This is a genomic window from Streptomyces sp. NBC_01306 (assembly GCF_026340465.1).
GTDB lineage: Bacteria > Actinomycetota > Actinomycetes > Streptomycetales > Streptomycetaceae > Streptomyces.
On the sequence record NZ_JAPEPC010000001.1, the window covers coordinates 6,613,258 to 6,628,427 of the forward strand.

Here is a 15,170-nt window from a genome sequence, read left to right on the forward strand (position 1 = left end):
AGCGACCGCCCTTTCTCAGTCTTCCCTCATGGAGCACGTACATGACGCATACGCCGAACCCTGCCGCCGGGCTGTCCGTCCGCCGGAGTCTCATCTATCTGTCCGTGGCCGGAGCGGCCTGGGGCACCGCGGGGGCCGGGGCCTCGCTGCTCTACCGGGCCAGTGATCTCGGGCCCGTCTCCCTCACCTTCTGGCGCTGCGCCGGCGGCCTGGTGCTGCTGCTCGCCGTGCGGGCCGTGCGCCGCCGACCGCGCGGTGTGCCCCGCCCCGCCGAACCCCGCACGCGTCCGGCTCTGCGCACCGCTGCCACCGGCCTGGCGTTCACGCTCTTCCAGGTCGCCTACTTCGCCGCGGTCCAGCTCACCGGGCTCGCCGTGGCCACCGTCGTCACCCTCGGCGCCGGGCCCGTGCTCATCGCCGTCGGTGCCCGGCTGACCCTGGGGGAGCGGCTGGGCGCCGGCGGGATCACCGCCGTCGCGGGTGCGCTCGGCGGACTCGTGGTGCTCGTCCTGGGCAGTGGCAGCGGAGCCGTACGCCCCGCCGGGGTCGGCTGGGCGCTGCTCTCCGCCGCCGGATACGCGGCGATGACCCTGCTGACCCGGTGGTTCGGCCGGAGCGGTGGCGGCGACCCGTTGTCGACGACGGCCTGGTCCCTCGCCGTCGGTACCGTCGTCCTGCTGCCGCTCGCCGTGGCGGAGGGGCTGTTCCCGCACACCGTCGATCTTGGCAGGGTGGTGGGCCTGCTGGCCTATGTGGCCGCGGTGCCCACCGCGCTCGCGTACGCCCTGTACTTCACCGGGGCCGCGGTCGTCCGGTCCGCCACGGTCTCGGTGATCATGCTGCTGGAACCGGTGAGCGCGGCGGTCATCGCTGTCGCCCTGCTCGGGGAGCGTCTCACCGCGGCCACCGTCCTCGGCACGCTGCTGCTGCTCGCGGCCGTAACCGGTCTCGCGTACGGGGAGATGCGGGCGGCCGCGGCGCGGCGCCGCCCGGTACCGGTCTGAGCCGGTCCGGGGCGGCGGCAGCGTCTCGCCCACGCTTCCCGGAGCGGGGTCAGTGCCGGTCGAGGTAGTCCGGCAGGGCGATGGCGGGGTCCAGGTCGTCCGACGGGACCGGTGCGCCGTATCCGCGGGTCAGCGGTACGACACCCGACCAGTACGGGAGGCTGAGGTCCTCGGGCTCGTCGTTGGGGCCGCCGGCGCGGACCTTGGCGGAGACCTCGTCGAGGTCCAGGCGGACCACAGCAGTTGCCGCCAGCTCCTTGGCGTTCGCCGGGCGTGAGTCGTGCGACCGGCCGGGCACGGCCTGCTCGACGATCGCGTCGAGAGCGGTGCGCCGTTCGTCGGCGCCGGTGACCTGGCGGGCCGTGCCGTGGACCACCACCGAGCGGTAGTTGATCGAGTGGTGGAACGCGGACCGGGCCAGGACGAGACCGTCGACATGGGTGACCGTCAGGCAGACCGGGATGCCGGGGTCCGCGTCGCCGGCCGCCCGCAGCGGGCGGGAGCCCGTCGAGCCGTGGATGTAGAGGCGCTCGCCGACCCGCGCGTACAGCGTCGGCAGCACGACGGGCGCACCGTCGCGGAGGAATCCGAGGTGGCAGACGTATCCCTCGTCCAGTACCGAGTGCACCAGTTCACGGTCGTACGAGGCCCGCTCCCGGGAGCGGGTGGGCACGGTCCGCGCGGTCGGTACGTAGGGCGCGTCCTGCTGCCGGGGAGAGGCCGGAGGGGTCTCGGACATCGCGTTCTCCATGTTGCGTACTCCATTGCATTAGTGCATAATCTCGTTTGTGCTAGGAGAATATGGGATCGAAGGGCGCCGTGCAACGGACATCGCGGCGAGCGTGGAGCGGGCGGTCAGCTCCGGTGCGCTCGCGCCGGGGCAACTCCTGCCGCCGTTGAGGGAGTTGGCGGAGCAGTTGGGTGTCAATCCGAACACCGTCGGCGCTGCGTACCGGACCCTCCGCGACCGCGGAGTGATCGCGACGGCGGGCCGCAGGGGGAGCCGGGTGCGGCCCCGGCCGGCCAGCACGGCGCGTGAATCGATCAGGGCCGACATCCCCGCCGGCGTGCGGGACCTGGCGTCGGGCAATCCCGACCGCGCCCTGCTGCCCCCGCTCGCCGGGGCTCTGGCGGTCGCGGCCGCGCGCAGTGACGAGCGGGCCGTGCTCTACGGGCAGGCGGGCGTCGACCCGGAGCTCGAACGGCTGGCGCGCGCGGCCCTCGCCGCCGACGGCGTGCCCGAGGGGCCGGTCGCCGTGGTGTCCGGTTCGCTCGACGGGATCGAACGGGTGCTGGCCGCGCACCTCAGGCCGGGTGACTCCGTCGCCATCGAGGATCCGGGCTGGGGCGCCCTGCTGGATCTCGTACCGGCGCTGGGGCTGCGCGCGGTGCCGATGGGGCTCGACGGCGAGGGGCCGCTGCCGGGAGAGGTGGAACGGGTGCTGCGCGAGGGGGCGCGCGCGCTCGTGGTCACCGCCCGTGCGCAGAATCCCACCGGCGCCGCAGTGAGTTCAGCGCGCGCCGAGGTACTGCGGACCGTCCTGCGTGACCATCCCGGCGTCCTGCTGATCGAGGACGATCACGGGCACGGGATCGTGGATCTGCCGCTGAGCCCGCTGGCGGCGGTGGCGGACAACTGGGCTTTCGTACGGTCGGTGTCCAAGGCGTACGGGCCCGATCTGCGGCTCGCCGTGCTGACCGGTGACGCGGTCACCGTGGACCGGGTGCTGGGCCGTCAGCGGCTCGGCCCCGGCTGGGTCAGCCATCTGCTCCAGAGTGCGGTGGTCCAGCTGTGGAGCTCGGGGGCCGTCGATGTCTCCGCGGTCTCGCTGTCCTACGGGCGGCGCCGGGAGTCGCTGGTCAGGGCCCTGGCCGAGCGGGGCATCGACGCCTGCGGCCGGAGCGGGATGAATGTGTGGGTGCCGGTGCCGGACGAGACCGGGGTGGTGGCGCGGCTGCTGCACTCCGGCTGGGCCGTCGCCCCCGGCGCCCGCTTCCGGATGGCCGCGCCGCCGGGGGTGCGCGTCACGGTCTCCACGCTGGGCCCGGACGACATCGGTCCGGTCGCGGACGCCGTCGCGTCGGCGGCCGGACCCGCGCCGGGCAGGCGCTACGACTGACCGTGCCCGGCAGGCGCTACGGCTGGCTGCCCCCGGCCGACGTCACAGCTGACCGGCCCCGCCGCCCGGCCCGGCGCCTCATCGGCCTGCTCTGTGTCAGGGCGGCGCCGGCCAGCACGATCACCGCGCCGACCGGGGTGTTCCACCCGATGTTCTCGCCCAGCACTGCCACGCCCGCCGCGGTGGCGATCACCGGGATGAAGTACGTGACCATCTGGGCGGTGGTCGGGCCGACCTCGGCCACCAGGCCGTACTGCAGCAGCAGGGCGACACCGGTGCCCAGCGCGCCGAGGGCCGCGACGGCGAGCAGCGGCACCACCGGGAAGGACCTGGGCAGCGCGGTGAACAGCGGGGTGACCAGGGCGAGTTCGACGGTCGCCACCAGGAGCTGCGAACCGGTGAGGGTGAGATGGGAGCTGCCGGTGCCCGCCAGGGTGCGCCGTACGTAGATCCAGCCGACCGGGTAGCAGAGGGACGCCACCAGGGCCATCGCGGTGCCTCTGAAGTCCAGTCCGGAGAAGCCCTGCCAGACGCCGAGCACCGTCAGGACACCGAGGAATCCGACCCCGAGCCCGGCGACCCTGCGGCGGGTCGGGCGGTCCTCGGAGAGCGCGACGAGAGAGAGCGCCATGCCCCACAGCGGGGAGGTGGCGTTGCAGATCCCGGCGAGCGTCGAGGGGATCGTCTGCTCGGCGTAGGCGAAGAGCGAGAACGGCGCCGCGTTCAGCAGCAGGGCGGCGACCGCGAGATGCCCCCAGGTCCGCGCCCCGCGCGGCAGTCGCTCGCGCCTGAAGGCGATCGCCGCGGCCAGCACGGCGGTGCCGAAGAAGAGGCGGCCGAAAGTGACCTGGAACGGCGCGTAGCCGCCGGTGCCCACCTTGATCAGCAGAAAGCTGAAGCCCCAGATGAGCGAGAGCAGGGCGAAGCGGATGCGCCAGTCGACAGCGGGGCGGCGGGTGGTGGGCGGCGGTGCGATGACCGGTGCTGACACGGTCCTGGCGGGAGTCGCGGTGCTCATACGGACCACTCTGGACCGCGCTATCTCGTAGCACAAGCGAGATTACGTGGAGTGGTTGCCTTAGCATTGCTTACATGTTGAATCTGGAGCGTCTACGCATCCTCGACGCGGTGGCCCGGCACGGCTCGGTGAGCGGAGCGGCCGACGGGCTGCACGTGACCACCTCGGCCGTCTCCCAGCAACTGGCCAAGCTGGAGCGGGAGGCGGGGCAGCCGCTGCTCGCCAAGAACGGCCGGGGGGTCCGCCTCACGGACGCGGGGCGGCTGCTCGCCGACCACGCCGCCCGGATCCTCTCCCAGGTGGAGCTGGCCCAGTCCGATCTGGAGGCCCAGCGCGGCCGGGTGGTCGGGGAGCTGCGGATCTCGGCCTTCCCCACCGCTGCCCGCGGGCTGCTCCCCGGAGTGCTCGCCTCGCTGCGGGCCGGCCATCCCCAACTGGCGGTCTGCTCCCAGGAGCTGGAGGGCGAGGACGGTGTCCGGGGTGTGGTGCGCGGCGACCTCGATGTGGCCGTGGTGCTCGACTGGTACAACAAGCCCACGGCGATGCCCGAAGGGATGGCCAAGCGTGCGCTCTTCGACGACATCGCCGATATCGCGGTGCCCGCGGACCATCCGCTGGCCGGCGCGGCCGAGGTGGAGCTGGAGGCGTTCGCGCAGGACGAGTGGATCACCTGGCCGGAGGGCGAGTTCTGCCGCGAGTGGCTGATGTTCACCCTGGGGGGCAAGGGGTTCGAGCCGCGGATCTCCCATGTCGCGGGTGAGCACCCCACGCAGATGGCACTGGTCGCCGCCGGGCTCGGGGTCGGTGTCGCGCCGCGGCTGGGGCGGGGCCCGGTGCCGGACGGCGTGCGGGTCGTCACCGTACGGGACGCGCTGCGGCGCCATGTGTACGCGATCTGGCGCGCCGACGCCGACCGCCGGCCCTCCATCCGGGCGGCGGTCGACGCGCTGTACGCGGCCGGTACGGGTCTGGAGGGCGCTGGCCCGGACGGAGCCGGTGGCTGAGCGAGGCCGGGTGGCGCGCGGGCTCAACGGCCCACCGGTCAGCCGAGTTCGCCCAGCCGGGTTTGTCAGCCGAGTTTGCGGAAGTCCCAGGAGACCACCGCGTCCGGGGTCAGCCGCAGCCAGGCGTGGCGCCCGTCGTACGGCATGAGGTCCATCCCGAAGTTCTTGCGCGCGAACAGCTTCTCGGGTGCGTCGAGTTCGGGGCAGGGCTCTCCCGTACGGGGCGCCTCGCCGACCGTGACCGCGCTGCCGGAGAGTTCCACGCCGCGCAGCTCGCCGTACTCCTCGCCGTCGTCGACCACCACGGCCAGGCGCGGGTCCCGGGACAGCTGCGACCAGCGGCGGCTGCGGGTCAGCGAGTAGAGCCAGAGCGATGTGCCGTCCCAGAGGAACCAGAGGGCGCCGACGTGCGGACGGCCGTCGGCCGAGACGGTGGCCACCCGGCAGGTGCGCCGCTCGCCGAGGAAGGTGTCGCGCTCCGCGTCCGTCATCATGATCCTGCGGCCTCGGCGCTGGGTGTCGGTCATGGGGCGTCTCCCGCCGTTTCGGCTGTATCTGACTGTGTGTCAGGAATCAGGTGTCAGAAATCATGGAGTCTCTTCCTTCATGACGCAATGGGCGTTAGCCTCGCGCGCCCGGCCCTGCCCGGTGGGCCGCGTTCCACGAGAGGTGAGGGCCCATGCCGTCGTCCGAACAGCTTGCGCAGCAGCTCGACCCCGCCACGGCGGTGCTGCTCACCGTCGAGTGCCAGGAGGGCGTGGTCGGCCGGGACAGCGCCCTGCCCGAACTGGCCGCCGAAGCAAGGTCGTCGGGGGCCCTGGGACGCGTCGCCCAACTGGTCGCCCGCGCACACGAAACAGGGGTGCAGGTGGTGCACGCGGTGGCGGAACGGCGCCCCGACGGGCGGGGCGCCAACCGGAACGCCCGGCTCTTCCGGGCGGCCGGCCGGCTCCCCGTCCAGCAGCACACGGGCTCACCGGCGGTCAGGGTCGCCGAGCCGGTCGAGGTGGCGGACGAGGACCTCGTCGTACGGCGGCTGCACGGACTCTCGCCCATCGCCGGCACGGACGTCGACGCGCTGCTGCGCAACATCGGCTGCCGCACACTGGTCGTCACCGGGGTCTCCGCCAATGTCGCCATCCCCAACGCCGTCTTCGACGCGGTCAATCTCGGCTACACGGTGGTGGTTCCGGCCGACGCCATCGCGGGGGTGCCCGCCGACTACACCCCCGCGATGATCCGCAACACCCTCGCGCTCGTGGCGACGATCACCACGACCGACGACGTACTCGCGAGCTGGAAGCAGTCCGGGATTCCGGCGGGAGACTGATCAGGACGCGTCGGCAGTCCGTGCCAACGCCCGCTGGATGAAGTCGAGTTCCAGGGCCAGCAGCCGGTCCGCCACGCCTTCTGCATGGACGAGGTGCCCCGCACCGGACAGCGGCAGGACGGTGTGCGGCCGGCCTGCGGCCAGCAGTGCGGCCGACAGGCGCAGCGTATGGGCGGGCGCCACATTGTCGTCGGCGAGTCCGTGCACCAGCATCAGCGGCCGGGAGAGCCGGTGCGCGTGGGGGAGCAGCGAGGAACGTTCGTACCCCTCGGGCTGGACGTCCGGGTGGCCGAGGAAGCGCTCCTCCCAGTAGCTGTCGTACAGCCGCCGGTCCGCGGGTGCGGCGCCCGCGACCGCCGCGTGGAACACATCCGGGCGGTGCAGCACCGCCCCGGCGGCGAGATAGCCGCTGTACGACCAGCCCCGGATCGCCACCCGCCCCAGATCCAGGGCGTCGTACCGTTCCGCTGCCGCGTGCAGGGCGTCGACCTGGTCGTCGAGCACCGGCCCCAGCCGGTCGCCGACGATGGCCCGCTCCCAGGCGATGCCCCGGCCGGGGGTGCCGCGTCCGTCCGTGGCCAGTACGGCGAAGCCCTGCTCGGCGTACCACTGGCAGACGGCGGTGTACCAGCCCCGCCCCCTGGTCACCACTTGCAGGCCGGGCCCCGCGTAGGGGCTGAGCAGCACCGGCAGCCGTTCCTGCCCCGGCGCGTACCAGGAGGGCAGATGCAGGCGGCTGCGCAACTCGCGTGCGCCGAGGGTGAGATGGACCGGCGCCGGGATGACGAGCGGCTCCTCGGTGAGCACCGCGATCCGCCCGTCCGGGCGCCCGGCCCGGCGCACCGTCACCGACTGGCCGTTCTCCGTCATGCTGTCGACGACCAGCGTGGAGCCACCGGCGGCGGCCGTGTGCACACCGGGGTCCTGCGTCAGCCTGACGAACCCGGGCCCCTCCTCGTACGTCCAGACATGGACCTCTGTCGGCTCCTCGCTCGCGGTGAAGAAGACCCGCTCGCCCACCGAGCCCACCACTTCGCGCACATACAGGCCTTCGGGACTGATGGCGTCGCCGATCCGGATTCCGCGCACATTGCCACGGACCCAGGGCAGGATCCGGACACCTCCGGGGGTGTGCGGCGGTGTGCCGGGCTGGAATCGCACCCAGTTCTCGTCGGACATCCGGGACAGCACCTCGTACCCGCCGCCCGCCGGGTCGGCGGCGACGACCCACACCGTGCGCTGGTCCCGGGTCTGGAGGACGGCGACGGGCCCGGCACTTCCCCAGGACGCGGAGACCAGGTACTCGAAGACGGGGGCGGTCCAGGCACCGGGCGGGGTCTGCCCTTCGGGCACCGCGTGGGGCAGCGGGAGGGGGGTGCGGTCGCCCCCGGTGCTGATCACGAGCAGCGAGGTCTCGGCGTTGGGGGTGCCGGCCGCCGGGTAGCGGATGGCCACGGGGGGCTTCTCCGGGTCGGCGGGGTCGGCGATGTAGCGGCGGCGCACCATCGAGGTGTCGACCCGGGCGACGAGCAGCGCGTCGCTGTCCGGGGACCACCAGTACCCGCGCGACCTGCCGATGGAGGCGGTCGCACAGTAGTCGGCGAGACCGTAGCCGACATCGGCGTCCTCGGGCGCGGCGAGCAGCCGGTCGGCTGTCCCGTCGGTCCGTACGACGTGCAGGGCGCCGCCGGTGACGTATGCGATCAGGGTGCCGTCCGGCGAGGGCCGGGCGTCGGTCACCGGTCCGGCGGTGCGGATACGGAACGGGGCGGCGGTGGCCGACGCGTGCTCCGGGGCGTCCGGCGGGCTGTCGGGACGGCGCTCCGGGCCGGACTCCGCGCGGACGGTCCAGAGTTCGCCGTCCGCGGCGTAGGCGACGACCCGTGCGTCCCGGTCGGCGGCGTACGCGGTCACGCCCCCCGAGGGCGCAGGGTGACCGGCGAGAAGACGCTCCTGCCCGTCCTCGTACATCCAGAGGAGACCGCGTGCGTCGGTGCCGGACGCGGACCGTACGAACAGCACGCGTTCGCCGTCCGGGGAGACGGTGAACTGCCGGGGGGTACCGAGGGTGAAGCGGCGGGTCCTGGCGAACTGGCGGGGGAATCCGTTGATGTCCATGGCTCCATGTGCTTTCCGTGGGTGTGACCGGGAGGAACAGAAAGAACGGGCGGGAACAGAAGAGGGAGGGAACTGAAGAGGGCGAGAACAGAGGAAACAGTCCGGAACAGAGAAAGATCGTCGCCCTCTGTCCCCCGGAGCGACCCGGCGGAATCGCGCCGAAATCACAGCAGCCCCTCTCACGACGGTGCGTGGGAGGGGCGCTTCCGGGGACCGTCGAGGCCGACGATCTCGGTGTGTACGTCTTATCGCTGTATGCCTTGGGGGACCGGGCTGCCGGGTGCGAGGCGCCTGAACGGCAGGCTCTCCCCGCGCCGGGCCGCGGGTCTGTCCTGGGTGTGCCGGAAAACCTATCAGTGGGGCTGCCCGGCGAGGTGACCGGGTCCGCCAGGAGGCAGGGTGTACCGGGTGCCGGTCAGCTGAGCGTGCTCAGCGCCGCCGGGTCGTAGGCGGCCAGCTCACCGAACCGCCCCTCCAGCACCTTGGCCGCCCACTGGGGGTCGTGCAGCAGCGCACGGCCCACGGCGACCAGGTCGAACTCGTCGCGCTCCAGGCGGTCGAGAAGGTTGTCGATCCCCTTGACCTGCGAGCCCTCGCCGCGGAAGGCGCTGCTGAACTCGTTGTCCAGGCCGACCGATCCGACGGTGATGACCGGCTTGCCGCTGAGCTTCTTCGTCCAGCCGGCGAGGTTGAGGTCGGAGCCGTCGAACTCCGGCTCCCAGTAGCGGCGCGTGGAGGCGTGGAAGACGTCCACCCCGGCTCCGGCCAGCGGGGTCAGCAGGGCGTCCAGCTCCTCGGGGGTCCCGGCGAGCTTCGCCTCGTACGACTGCATCTTCCACTGGGAGAAGCGGAAGATCACCGGGAAGGTCGGCGAGACCGCCGCGCGGACCGCGGCCACGATCTCGGCTGCGAACCTGGTGCGGGCCACCGCGTCACCGCCGTACGCGTCGGTCCGCCGGTTGGTCCCCTGCCACAGGAACTGGTCGATGAGGTAGCCGTGGGCGCCGTGCAGTTCGACCCCGTCGAAGCCGATGCGCTCGGCCGCGGCCGCGGCCTCCGCGAACGCGCCGATCACGTCGTCCAGGTCCTGCTGCGTCATGGCCTTGCCGTCGTCCCCGGTGCCTTCGGGGAGGCGGAGGCCGGAGGGGCCCATGGCCGGGGCGTCGGGGAACGGGGGCCGCCCGGCGGTGCGGGCCATACCGATGTGCCACAGCTGCGGCACGATCGTGCCGCCCGCCGCGTGCACGGCGTCCGCGACCTTCGCCCAGCCCGCGAGCTGGTCATCGCCGTGGAAGCGCGGAACGCGGTCGCTCTCCCCGGCCGACGCGTGTCCGACATAGGTGCCTTCGGTGACGATCAGGCCGACACCGGCGGCGGCCCGGCGCGCGTAGTACGAGAGCACGTCATCGCCCGGTATGCCGCCGGGCGAGAACTGCCGGGTCATCGGCGCCATCGCGATCCGGTTGGGGACGGTCAGGCCGTTCAGGACGACGGGCCGGGACAGGATCTGCGCCGCACGGCTGGCGGAGGCGGTGGTGGTCACTTTGACGGGCTCCTCGGGAAACGGCTGACCGGAACTGGCACGCGGTGTGCCGTCGGGGTCAACCGGAGACAGGCTCCGGTCATTCCGCCATTCTGTTGTGACCCCGGATACGTCTGCGAACCCGGCGTTCCGCGGTGGCCCCGAAGCCACCGGGGAACAACGTCCATGACCCCGGATGCTTCCGCCGATGCCCGTACCCCGTCAGCCCCGTACCCCGTCAGCCCCGCGCGCCGGAGCCCTCGCCCAGGGTGGCGCCGAGCGCCGCACGGTCGACCTTGCCGTTGCCGTTCAGCGGCAGGGCGGCCAGCCGGGTGAGGACGGCGGGCACCATATAGGCGGGGAGGCGGTCGCGGAGCGCCGCGCGGACGTCGTTCGCACTGTCGGCGGCCCCTGTGTAGGCGGCTGCGATCTCGGTGCCCGCCCGGGTCGCCAGCGCGACGGCCGCCGCGTCGCTCACGCCCGGCTGACCGCGCAACGCCGCTTCGACCTCGCCCAGTTCGACCCGGTACCCGTGCACCTGGACCTGCTGGTCGCTGCGCCCGATGTGCACCAGCGGCAGGTCACGCGACCCGGCGCCTTCGTCGGGCGGCAGCAGGGCGACGCGGTCGCCGGTGCGGTACCAGTGCGCGTCGGTCAGCGCGGTGGCCGGATCGTACGGGGCTCCGTCGGCTTCGAGGAACCGGCCGGCGTTGTTGTCCGGGTCGAGGTAGCCGGGGAAGCGCTGCGGACCCCGTACGCACAGCTCGCTCCCGAACAGACGGTGTTCCATCCGGGGGTTCAGGGTGCCGATCGGCACGGTGCCGTTGGCGGGAGCCGGCCAGCGTTCCGGGTCGTTGGGCAGCCGGTACGCGGTGCACGTGACGGTCAGTTCGGTCGGACCGTAGGCGTTCTCCAGGGAGCTGCCGGGGGCGGCCCGCTGCCACGCCCGCGCCTGCTGGAGTGTCAGCGGCTCCCCGCAGAACATGCTGGCCCGCAGCGTCGGCATGCTTCCCGGGCCGAGCGCGCGCAGCCGCTTCGCGAGCGAGATGACCGACGGCACGGAGTTCCAGTGCGTGATGGCGTGCCGGTTGACGAAGCGGACCGGCGCCAGCAGATCGGCGCGGGCCGGTACGACCAGGGCGGCGCCGCTTCCCCATGCGGTGTACATGTCGAAGACGGAGGGGTCGAAGGTCAGCTCGAAGGTCTGCGAGAAGCGGTCGCCGGGGCCCGCCGCGCAGCGCGGTACGGCGTGGGCGAGGTAGGCGCAGATGTTCCGCTGCCGGATGGGGACGCCCTTGGGGACCCCGGTGGACCCTGAGGTGAACATGATGTACGCGAGGTCATCGGGACCCGCCCCCGCGGCGGACGGCTCCGGCGCGGGGGAGTCCAGGCGGCGGAGCAGCTCACCGTCCGTCATCTCTGTTGTCCGCACGCCCAGTTGGCCGGGGTGCTCGGCGGTTCCGTCACTGAGGACCCTGTCCAGCGACGCCTGGCGCACGATCCCGGCGTTGCGCTCGGCGGGGAACGCGGGACCGAGCGGAACCACGGCGGCGCCGATGCGCTGGATGGCCAGGTATCCCGCGTACGCGACGACGCTGCGCCCGGCCAGCAGCCCCACCCTGCGCGGCGGCGCCCCGTCCCCGCCACTGACGAGCGCCGAGGCCAAGTGGTCGGCGAGAAGGGAGAGTTCGGTGTACGTCAGCTCGGTGTCGCCGGTCTCCAGCGCCGTACGGTCGCCGTGGGCCGCGACCGATGCCGCGAACCAGTCGTCGAGGGTGTGCCGTGGGGCGGGCATGTTCACGGTCTGTCCTTGTCGGATGTCGGGGTCTCGCCGGATGCCGGGGTGCTGCCGGACGTATCGGTTCCGCACACGCCCGGTGCGGGGCGCGTGGAGAACGCGCAGCTGAACGGGGTCTGTGACCGGTCGCGCAGACTGATCCAGCGGTACGCGCCCCAGTGGCCGTGCCGGGAGCCGGGACGTACGTCGATGGTCCAGGGGCGGCCGGAGACACCCGCGCCGCTGGCCTTCACACAGGCCTCCTGGACGGTCCACACCCAGGCGACCTCCTCGGCGGCCCGCTCCGGCGGCAGCGCGGTGACCCGGTCGGCGTGGCCGTGCAGCACCCGGCGGGCGAACGGGGCCGACACGGATTCCGCGGGCTGCTGGAGATCCACCCCGACGGCGCGCCCGACGGCGACCCCGGCCGCGACCGCGCCTCCGCTGTGCGACACGCTGATCCCCACCCCGGGCAGTCCCGCGATACGGGGTCGGCCGCGCTCGTCCGCAGCGATGCGGGCCCCGTCGGCCGCCGGGTGGACGGCGGTGATCAGCCGGCGCAGCAGCCCGCGCCCGGCGAGGAATTCACGGGCGCGCCACTCGGGCAGCAGGGCCGCGCGGCGCAGATCGTCCCGGTGGGTACTCGGCGGGGTCCGGTCGGCACCGGCCTCGGCCACCCAGACCCGGTCCGCGACCTCCAGCACGGTGTTCACCGCAGTACGTCCGGCCGCGCGGGCTCGGCCAGGATGCTCTCGGCGGCGTCGGCCAGCGCGCCGAGCACCACCTCGTTCGCACCGCCGCCGATCCCGAACAGCGCGGCCTGGGCGCGTACTTCCTGGATGCCGCCGGTGGTGAAGCCCGCCGCGCCCCACAGCTGACCGCATTCGGCCAGCACCTCGCTGACGGTGGCGCCCGCGGCCGCCTTGAGCGTGGCGGCTGCCGTCGTGTCGTACCGGGACACCACGGGCTCCCCGAACTCCGCCACCAGCGCCTGGAGTTCGCGCAGCCGCAGCAGGCAGCGCGCGAACCGCTGGCGTACGGATTCCAGGTCCCACAGGGTGCCGTCCCCGTGCGCGCGGGCGGCCAGATGGCGCCGGGTGTCCCGCAGGGTGCGGCGGCACAGGGACACGCCCCACTGTGCGCCGGCGAGCCGCTCGGTGGCGATATGGCGGGCGAAGAGCGGCAGTCCGAAGCCGGCCCGGCCCACCACCTGGTCCCGCCCGACCCGTACACCGTCGAAGGTGAGGTGGCCGGCGCCCGAGTCCGCGAAGAGCGCCGAGTCCGCGGGGGTCACCGCCACGCCCGGTGCGTCGGCCGGCACCAGGACCCAGGTGAAGTGGGTGAAGTGCCGCCCGGGGCGGTGCCGGGCGAGGACGAGGTGGTGACCGGCGGTGGTGGCGTTGGCGATCCAGTTCTTCCCGCCCGTCACCACCAGGGCGTCGTCCTCGGTCCGCACCTCGGTGCGCAGCGCCGTGAGATCGGTCCCCGCGGTGACGTCACTCGCTGCCAGCGAGACCGCGGTCCGGCCCGCGAGCGCCTCCTTCAGGGCGGACCGGGCCGCGGGCGCGGTACCGGCCGCGAGGACCGGCAGCGCGGTGGCGAGCTGAACGCTCACCGACAGCGTGGCGGCGATCGAGAAGCGGGCGTCCACGGCGGCCAGCAGCCCGTCGAGACCGTCGAGATCGGCCCCGGCCCCGACCGAGCCGTCACGGTAGGCGCGGGGGGTCAGACCGCCCCGGCCCAGCGCCGCCCAGACCCGGTCGCCGCTCGCCGTGGCGGGCAGCGCGTCGAGCGCGGTCCAGTCGGGGTCGCCCGGCCGCTCCTGGCGGGATGTGTCAGGCAAAGTTCACCCCCTGGTCCCGGAGCGCCAGCCGGCCGTCGGCGAGGTGCAGCCGGTCGTTGCTGTAGTTCAGCGCCGCCGAACGCAGATCCCGCAGGGCGCGTTCGAGGTGGGTGGGGGAGTCCTTGAGATAGCCGTGCCGCAGCCCGAGCGCGGTGACCAGGCCGTCCACCGCCGCGTGGCACTCGTCGGCAGCGGTGATCTTCAGCGAGTTGAGCAGCAGCTGACGTGCCGGCGCCGAGAGGTCGCCGCCCGACTCCACCACCCCCAGCGCCCGGGTGAGCAGCGCGTGCACCGCCTCCAGACGCTGCCGGGACCGGGAGATCCGGGAGAGCAGGAGTTCCGACGTCAGGTCGAAGCGTTCGCGGCCCGCCGGGCTGCGCAGCAGTCGCAGGACACGGGAGAGGGCGCCGGCCGCCGTGCCGAGCCACACGGCCGACCAGCCCAGATGGGCCAGCGGACCGAAGACCTGGGCGGCGATCTCGTGGAACCCGCCGTGCTCGCCCACCACTTGGCGGGCCGGCACGCTGCCGGACAGCTTGAGCGCGCCGCTGTGGCTGGCCCGCATCCCCATCGGCTGCCACTCCCCTGAGCCGCTGATGCCGAGCTGGCTCCGGTGCGCGTACACCAGGGACACATCGCTGTCGGTGACGGCGCCGGGGCTGCGCATCGTGATGAGGAAGCCGTCGGCGTACCCGCCGCCGGTCACGACCGGCGCGAACCTGTCGATCACCAGCTGCCCGTCGCCGCCGGTCAACTGGGCCTGAGCGCTCAGCAGATGACCGCCCTTGCCCGCCTCGGTCGTCACCGACGCCAGATAGATCCCGCCCTTGGCGATGTCCGGCAGCAGCTCGTCGCGGAGCGCCCGGTCGCCGTACCGGACGATGGCCTCCGCCTGCTGGCAGTGCATCGCGAAGATCATGCCCACCGACATGTCGCTGCGCCCCAGCGTCTGCGCCGCTGCCACCAGGTCCGCCACGGTGCCGCCGAGCCCGCCGTGCGCGGCGGGCACCATGAGTCCGAGCAGACCGGTGCTGCGGAGGGCGTCCAGGGCCTCGACGGGGAACTCCGCGTCCCGGTCGGTCCGCGCCGCGTGCTCGCCGGTCACCGCGGTCACCTCCGCGAGCGCGGCCGTCAGGTCCAGCGGGCCGTTCGCCGCGGGCTCCGTGCTCATGCGCCCACCTGGCCGGCGGATCCGTCGGAGAGCTGCGCGGAGATCACGTGCCAGAGGCTGCCCGCGGTGGCGAACGTCGTGTCGTTGAGCTCCTCGTCGGGCAGGGATATCCCGAAGGTGTCCTCGACGGAGAACAGCAGCTCGATGGCTTGCATCGAGTCGACGCCGAGCCTGCGCAGATCCGTGCCGGGGGTGATGACGACGTCGGGTCCGGCGTTCTTCAGGAAGGGGCGGAGCAGTTCGGTGAATCGGGAGTCCATGGC

The 15,170-nt window shown here is 73.2% G+C and carries 14 protein-coding genes; 4 read left to right on the plus strand and 10 right to left on the minus strand.

Annotated elements, in window-relative coordinates; all coding sequences use genetic code 11:
* Positions 1 to 41 precede the first annotated feature (41 nt).
* Entirely contained in the window at positions 42 to 1,004 is a 963-nt protein-coding gene (locus tag OG385_RS29270; protein ID WP_266859180.1) for a DMT family transporter, read from the plus strand.
* A 49-nt stretch (positions 1,005 to 1,053) separates the two neighbouring features.
* Here OG385_RS29270 and OG385_RS29275 read toward each other — a convergent pair whose 3' ends face one another.
* Positions 1,054 to 1,743, minus strand: coding sequence for a pyridoxamine 5'-phosphate oxidase family protein (locus OG385_RS29275; protein ID WP_266859182.1), 690 nt, complete (start codon positions 1,741 to 1,743; stop codon positions 1,054 to 1,056).
* Between the two features lie 49 nt (positions 1,744 to 1,792).
* Between OG385_RS29275 and OG385_RS29280 the strand changes: the two genes are divergently transcribed.
* On the plus strand, positions 1,793 to 3,124 hold the full coding sequence (locus tag OG385_RS29280) for an aminotransferase class I/II-fold pyridoxal phosphate-dependent enzyme (protein WP_266859184.1): 1,332 nt from the start codon (positions 1,793 to 1,795) through the stop codon (positions 3,122 to 3,124).
* Between the two features lie 16 nt (positions 3,125 to 3,140).
* Here the strand turns inward: OG385_RS29280 and OG385_RS29285 are convergent, their stop codons facing one another.
* On the minus strand, positions 3,141 to 4,178 hold the full coding sequence (locus OG385_RS29285) for a DMT family transporter (protein ID WP_266859186.1): 1,038 nt from the start codon (positions 4,176 to 4,178) through the stop codon (positions 3,141 to 3,143).
* Positions 4,179 to 4,216: 38 nt separating this feature from the next.
* Here OG385_RS29285 and OG385_RS29290 point away from each other — a divergent pair, with 38 nt between their 5' ends.
* Positions 4,217 to 5,146 carry a LysR family transcriptional regulator gene (locus OG385_RS29290; protein ID WP_266859188.1) on the plus strand — a complete coding sequence of 310 codons (930 nt, stop codon included), beginning with the start codon at positions 4,217 to 4,219 and terminating at the stop codon, positions 5,144 to 5,146.
* A gap of 65 nt (positions 5,147 to 5,211) precedes the next feature.
* On the opposite strand, the gene OG385_RS29295 is transcribed toward OG385_RS29290, so the two are convergent.
* Complete coding sequence (locus tag OG385_RS29295; RefSeq protein WP_266859190.1) at positions 5,212 to 5,673, minus strand: pyridoxamine 5'-phosphate oxidase family protein; 462 nt, start codon at positions 5,671 to 5,673, stop codon at positions 5,212 to 5,214.
* A 152-nt stretch (positions 5,674 to 5,825) separates the two neighbouring features.
* Between OG385_RS29295 and OG385_RS29300 the strand changes: the two genes are divergently transcribed.
* Positions 5,826 to 6,476: a cysteine hydrolase gene (locus tag OG385_RS29300; RefSeq protein WP_266859192.1), complete on the plus strand. Its 651-nt coding sequence runs from the start codon at positions 5,826 to 5,828 to the stop codon at positions 6,474 to 6,476.
* Here OG385_RS29300 and OG385_RS29305 read toward each other — a convergent pair whose 3' ends face one another.
* The 7 genes from OG385_RS29305 to OG385_RS29335 form a co-directional block, all read right to left on the minus strand.
* A complete protein-coding gene (locus OG385_RS29305) occupies positions 6,477 to 8,594 on the minus strand; it encodes a prolyl oligopeptidase family serine peptidase (RefSeq protein WP_266859194.1) in 2,118 nt (705 codons plus the stop codon).
* 415 nt (positions 8,595 to 9,009) lie between these two features.
* The gene (locus OG385_RS29310; protein WP_266859196.1) at positions 9,010 to 10,137 is read right to left on the minus strand and encodes an NADH:flavin oxidoreductase; all 1,128 of its coding nucleotides are present in this window, start codon (positions 10,135 to 10,137) and stop codon (positions 9,010 to 9,012) included.
* Positions 10,138 to 10,354: 217 nt separating this feature from the next.
* A complete protein-coding gene (locus OG385_RS29315) occupies positions 10,355 to 11,911 on the minus strand; it encodes an AMP-binding protein (protein ID WP_266859197.1) in 1,557 nt (518 codons plus the stop codon).
* Between the two features lie 2 nt (positions 11,912 to 11,913).
* Entirely contained in the window at positions 11,914 to 12,606 is a 693-nt protein-coding gene (locus tag OG385_RS29320) for a 4'-phosphopantetheinyl transferase superfamily protein (protein ID WP_266859198.1), read from the minus strand.
* A complete protein-coding gene (locus OG385_RS29325; protein WP_266859199.1) occupies positions 12,603 to 13,736 on the minus strand; it encodes an acyl-CoA dehydrogenase family protein in 1,134 nt (377 codons plus the stop codon). Before OG385_RS29325 ends, OG385_RS29320 begins: the two co-directional genes overlap by 4 nt.
* Positions 13,729 to 14,907, minus strand: coding sequence for an acyl-CoA dehydrogenase family protein (locus tag OG385_RS29330; RefSeq protein ID WP_266859200.1), 1,179 nt, complete (start codon positions 14,905 to 14,907; stop codon positions 13,729 to 13,731). Before OG385_RS29330 ends, OG385_RS29325 begins: the two co-directional genes overlap by 8 nt.
* Positions 14,904 to 15,167 carry an acyl carrier protein gene (locus OG385_RS29335; protein ID WP_266859202.1) on the minus strand — a complete coding sequence of 88 codons (264 nt, stop codon included), beginning with the start codon at positions 15,165 to 15,167 and terminating at the stop codon, positions 14,904 to 14,906. The genes OG385_RS29330 and OG385_RS29335 overlap by 4 nt, the downstream gene beginning before the upstream one ends.
* Between the last annotated feature and the right edge of the window lie 3 nt (positions 15,168 to 15,170).

Coding starts and splice junctions, on each gene's coding strand:
- OG385_RS29270 (WP_266859180.1), top strand. CDS start 42: ATGACGCATACGCCGAACCCTGCCGCCGGGCTGTCCGTCCGCCGGAGT.
- OG385_RS29275 (WP_266859182.1), bottom strand. CDS start 1,743: ATGTCCGAGACCCCTCCGGCCTCTCCCCGGCAGCAGGACGCGCCCTAC.
- OG385_RS29290 (WP_266859188.1), top strand. CDS start 4,217: ATGTTGAATCTGGAGCGTCTACGCATCCTCGACGCGGTGGCCCGGCAC.
- OG385_RS29295 (WP_266859190.1), bottom strand. CDS start 5,673: ATGACCGACACCCAGCGCCGAGGCCGCAGGATCATGATGACGGACGCG.
- OG385_RS29300 (WP_266859192.1), top strand. CDS start 5,826: ATGCCGTCGTCCGAACAGCTTGCGCAGCAGCTCGACCCCGCCACGGCG.
- OG385_RS29305 (WP_266859194.1), bottom strand. CDS start 8,594: ATGGACATCAACGGATTCCCCCGCCAGTTCGCCAGGACCCGCCGCTTC.
- OG385_RS29315 (WP_266859197.1), bottom strand. CDS start 11,911: ATGCCCGCCCCACGGCACACCCTCGACGACTGGTTCGCGGCATCGGTC.
- OG385_RS29330 (WP_266859200.1), bottom strand. CDS start 14,907: ATGAGCACGGAGCCCGCGGCGAACGGCCCGCTGGACCTGACGGCCGCG.
- OG385_RS29335 (WP_266859202.1), bottom strand. CDS start 15,167: ATGGACTCCCGATTCACCGAACTGCTCCGCCCCTTCCTGAAGAACGCC.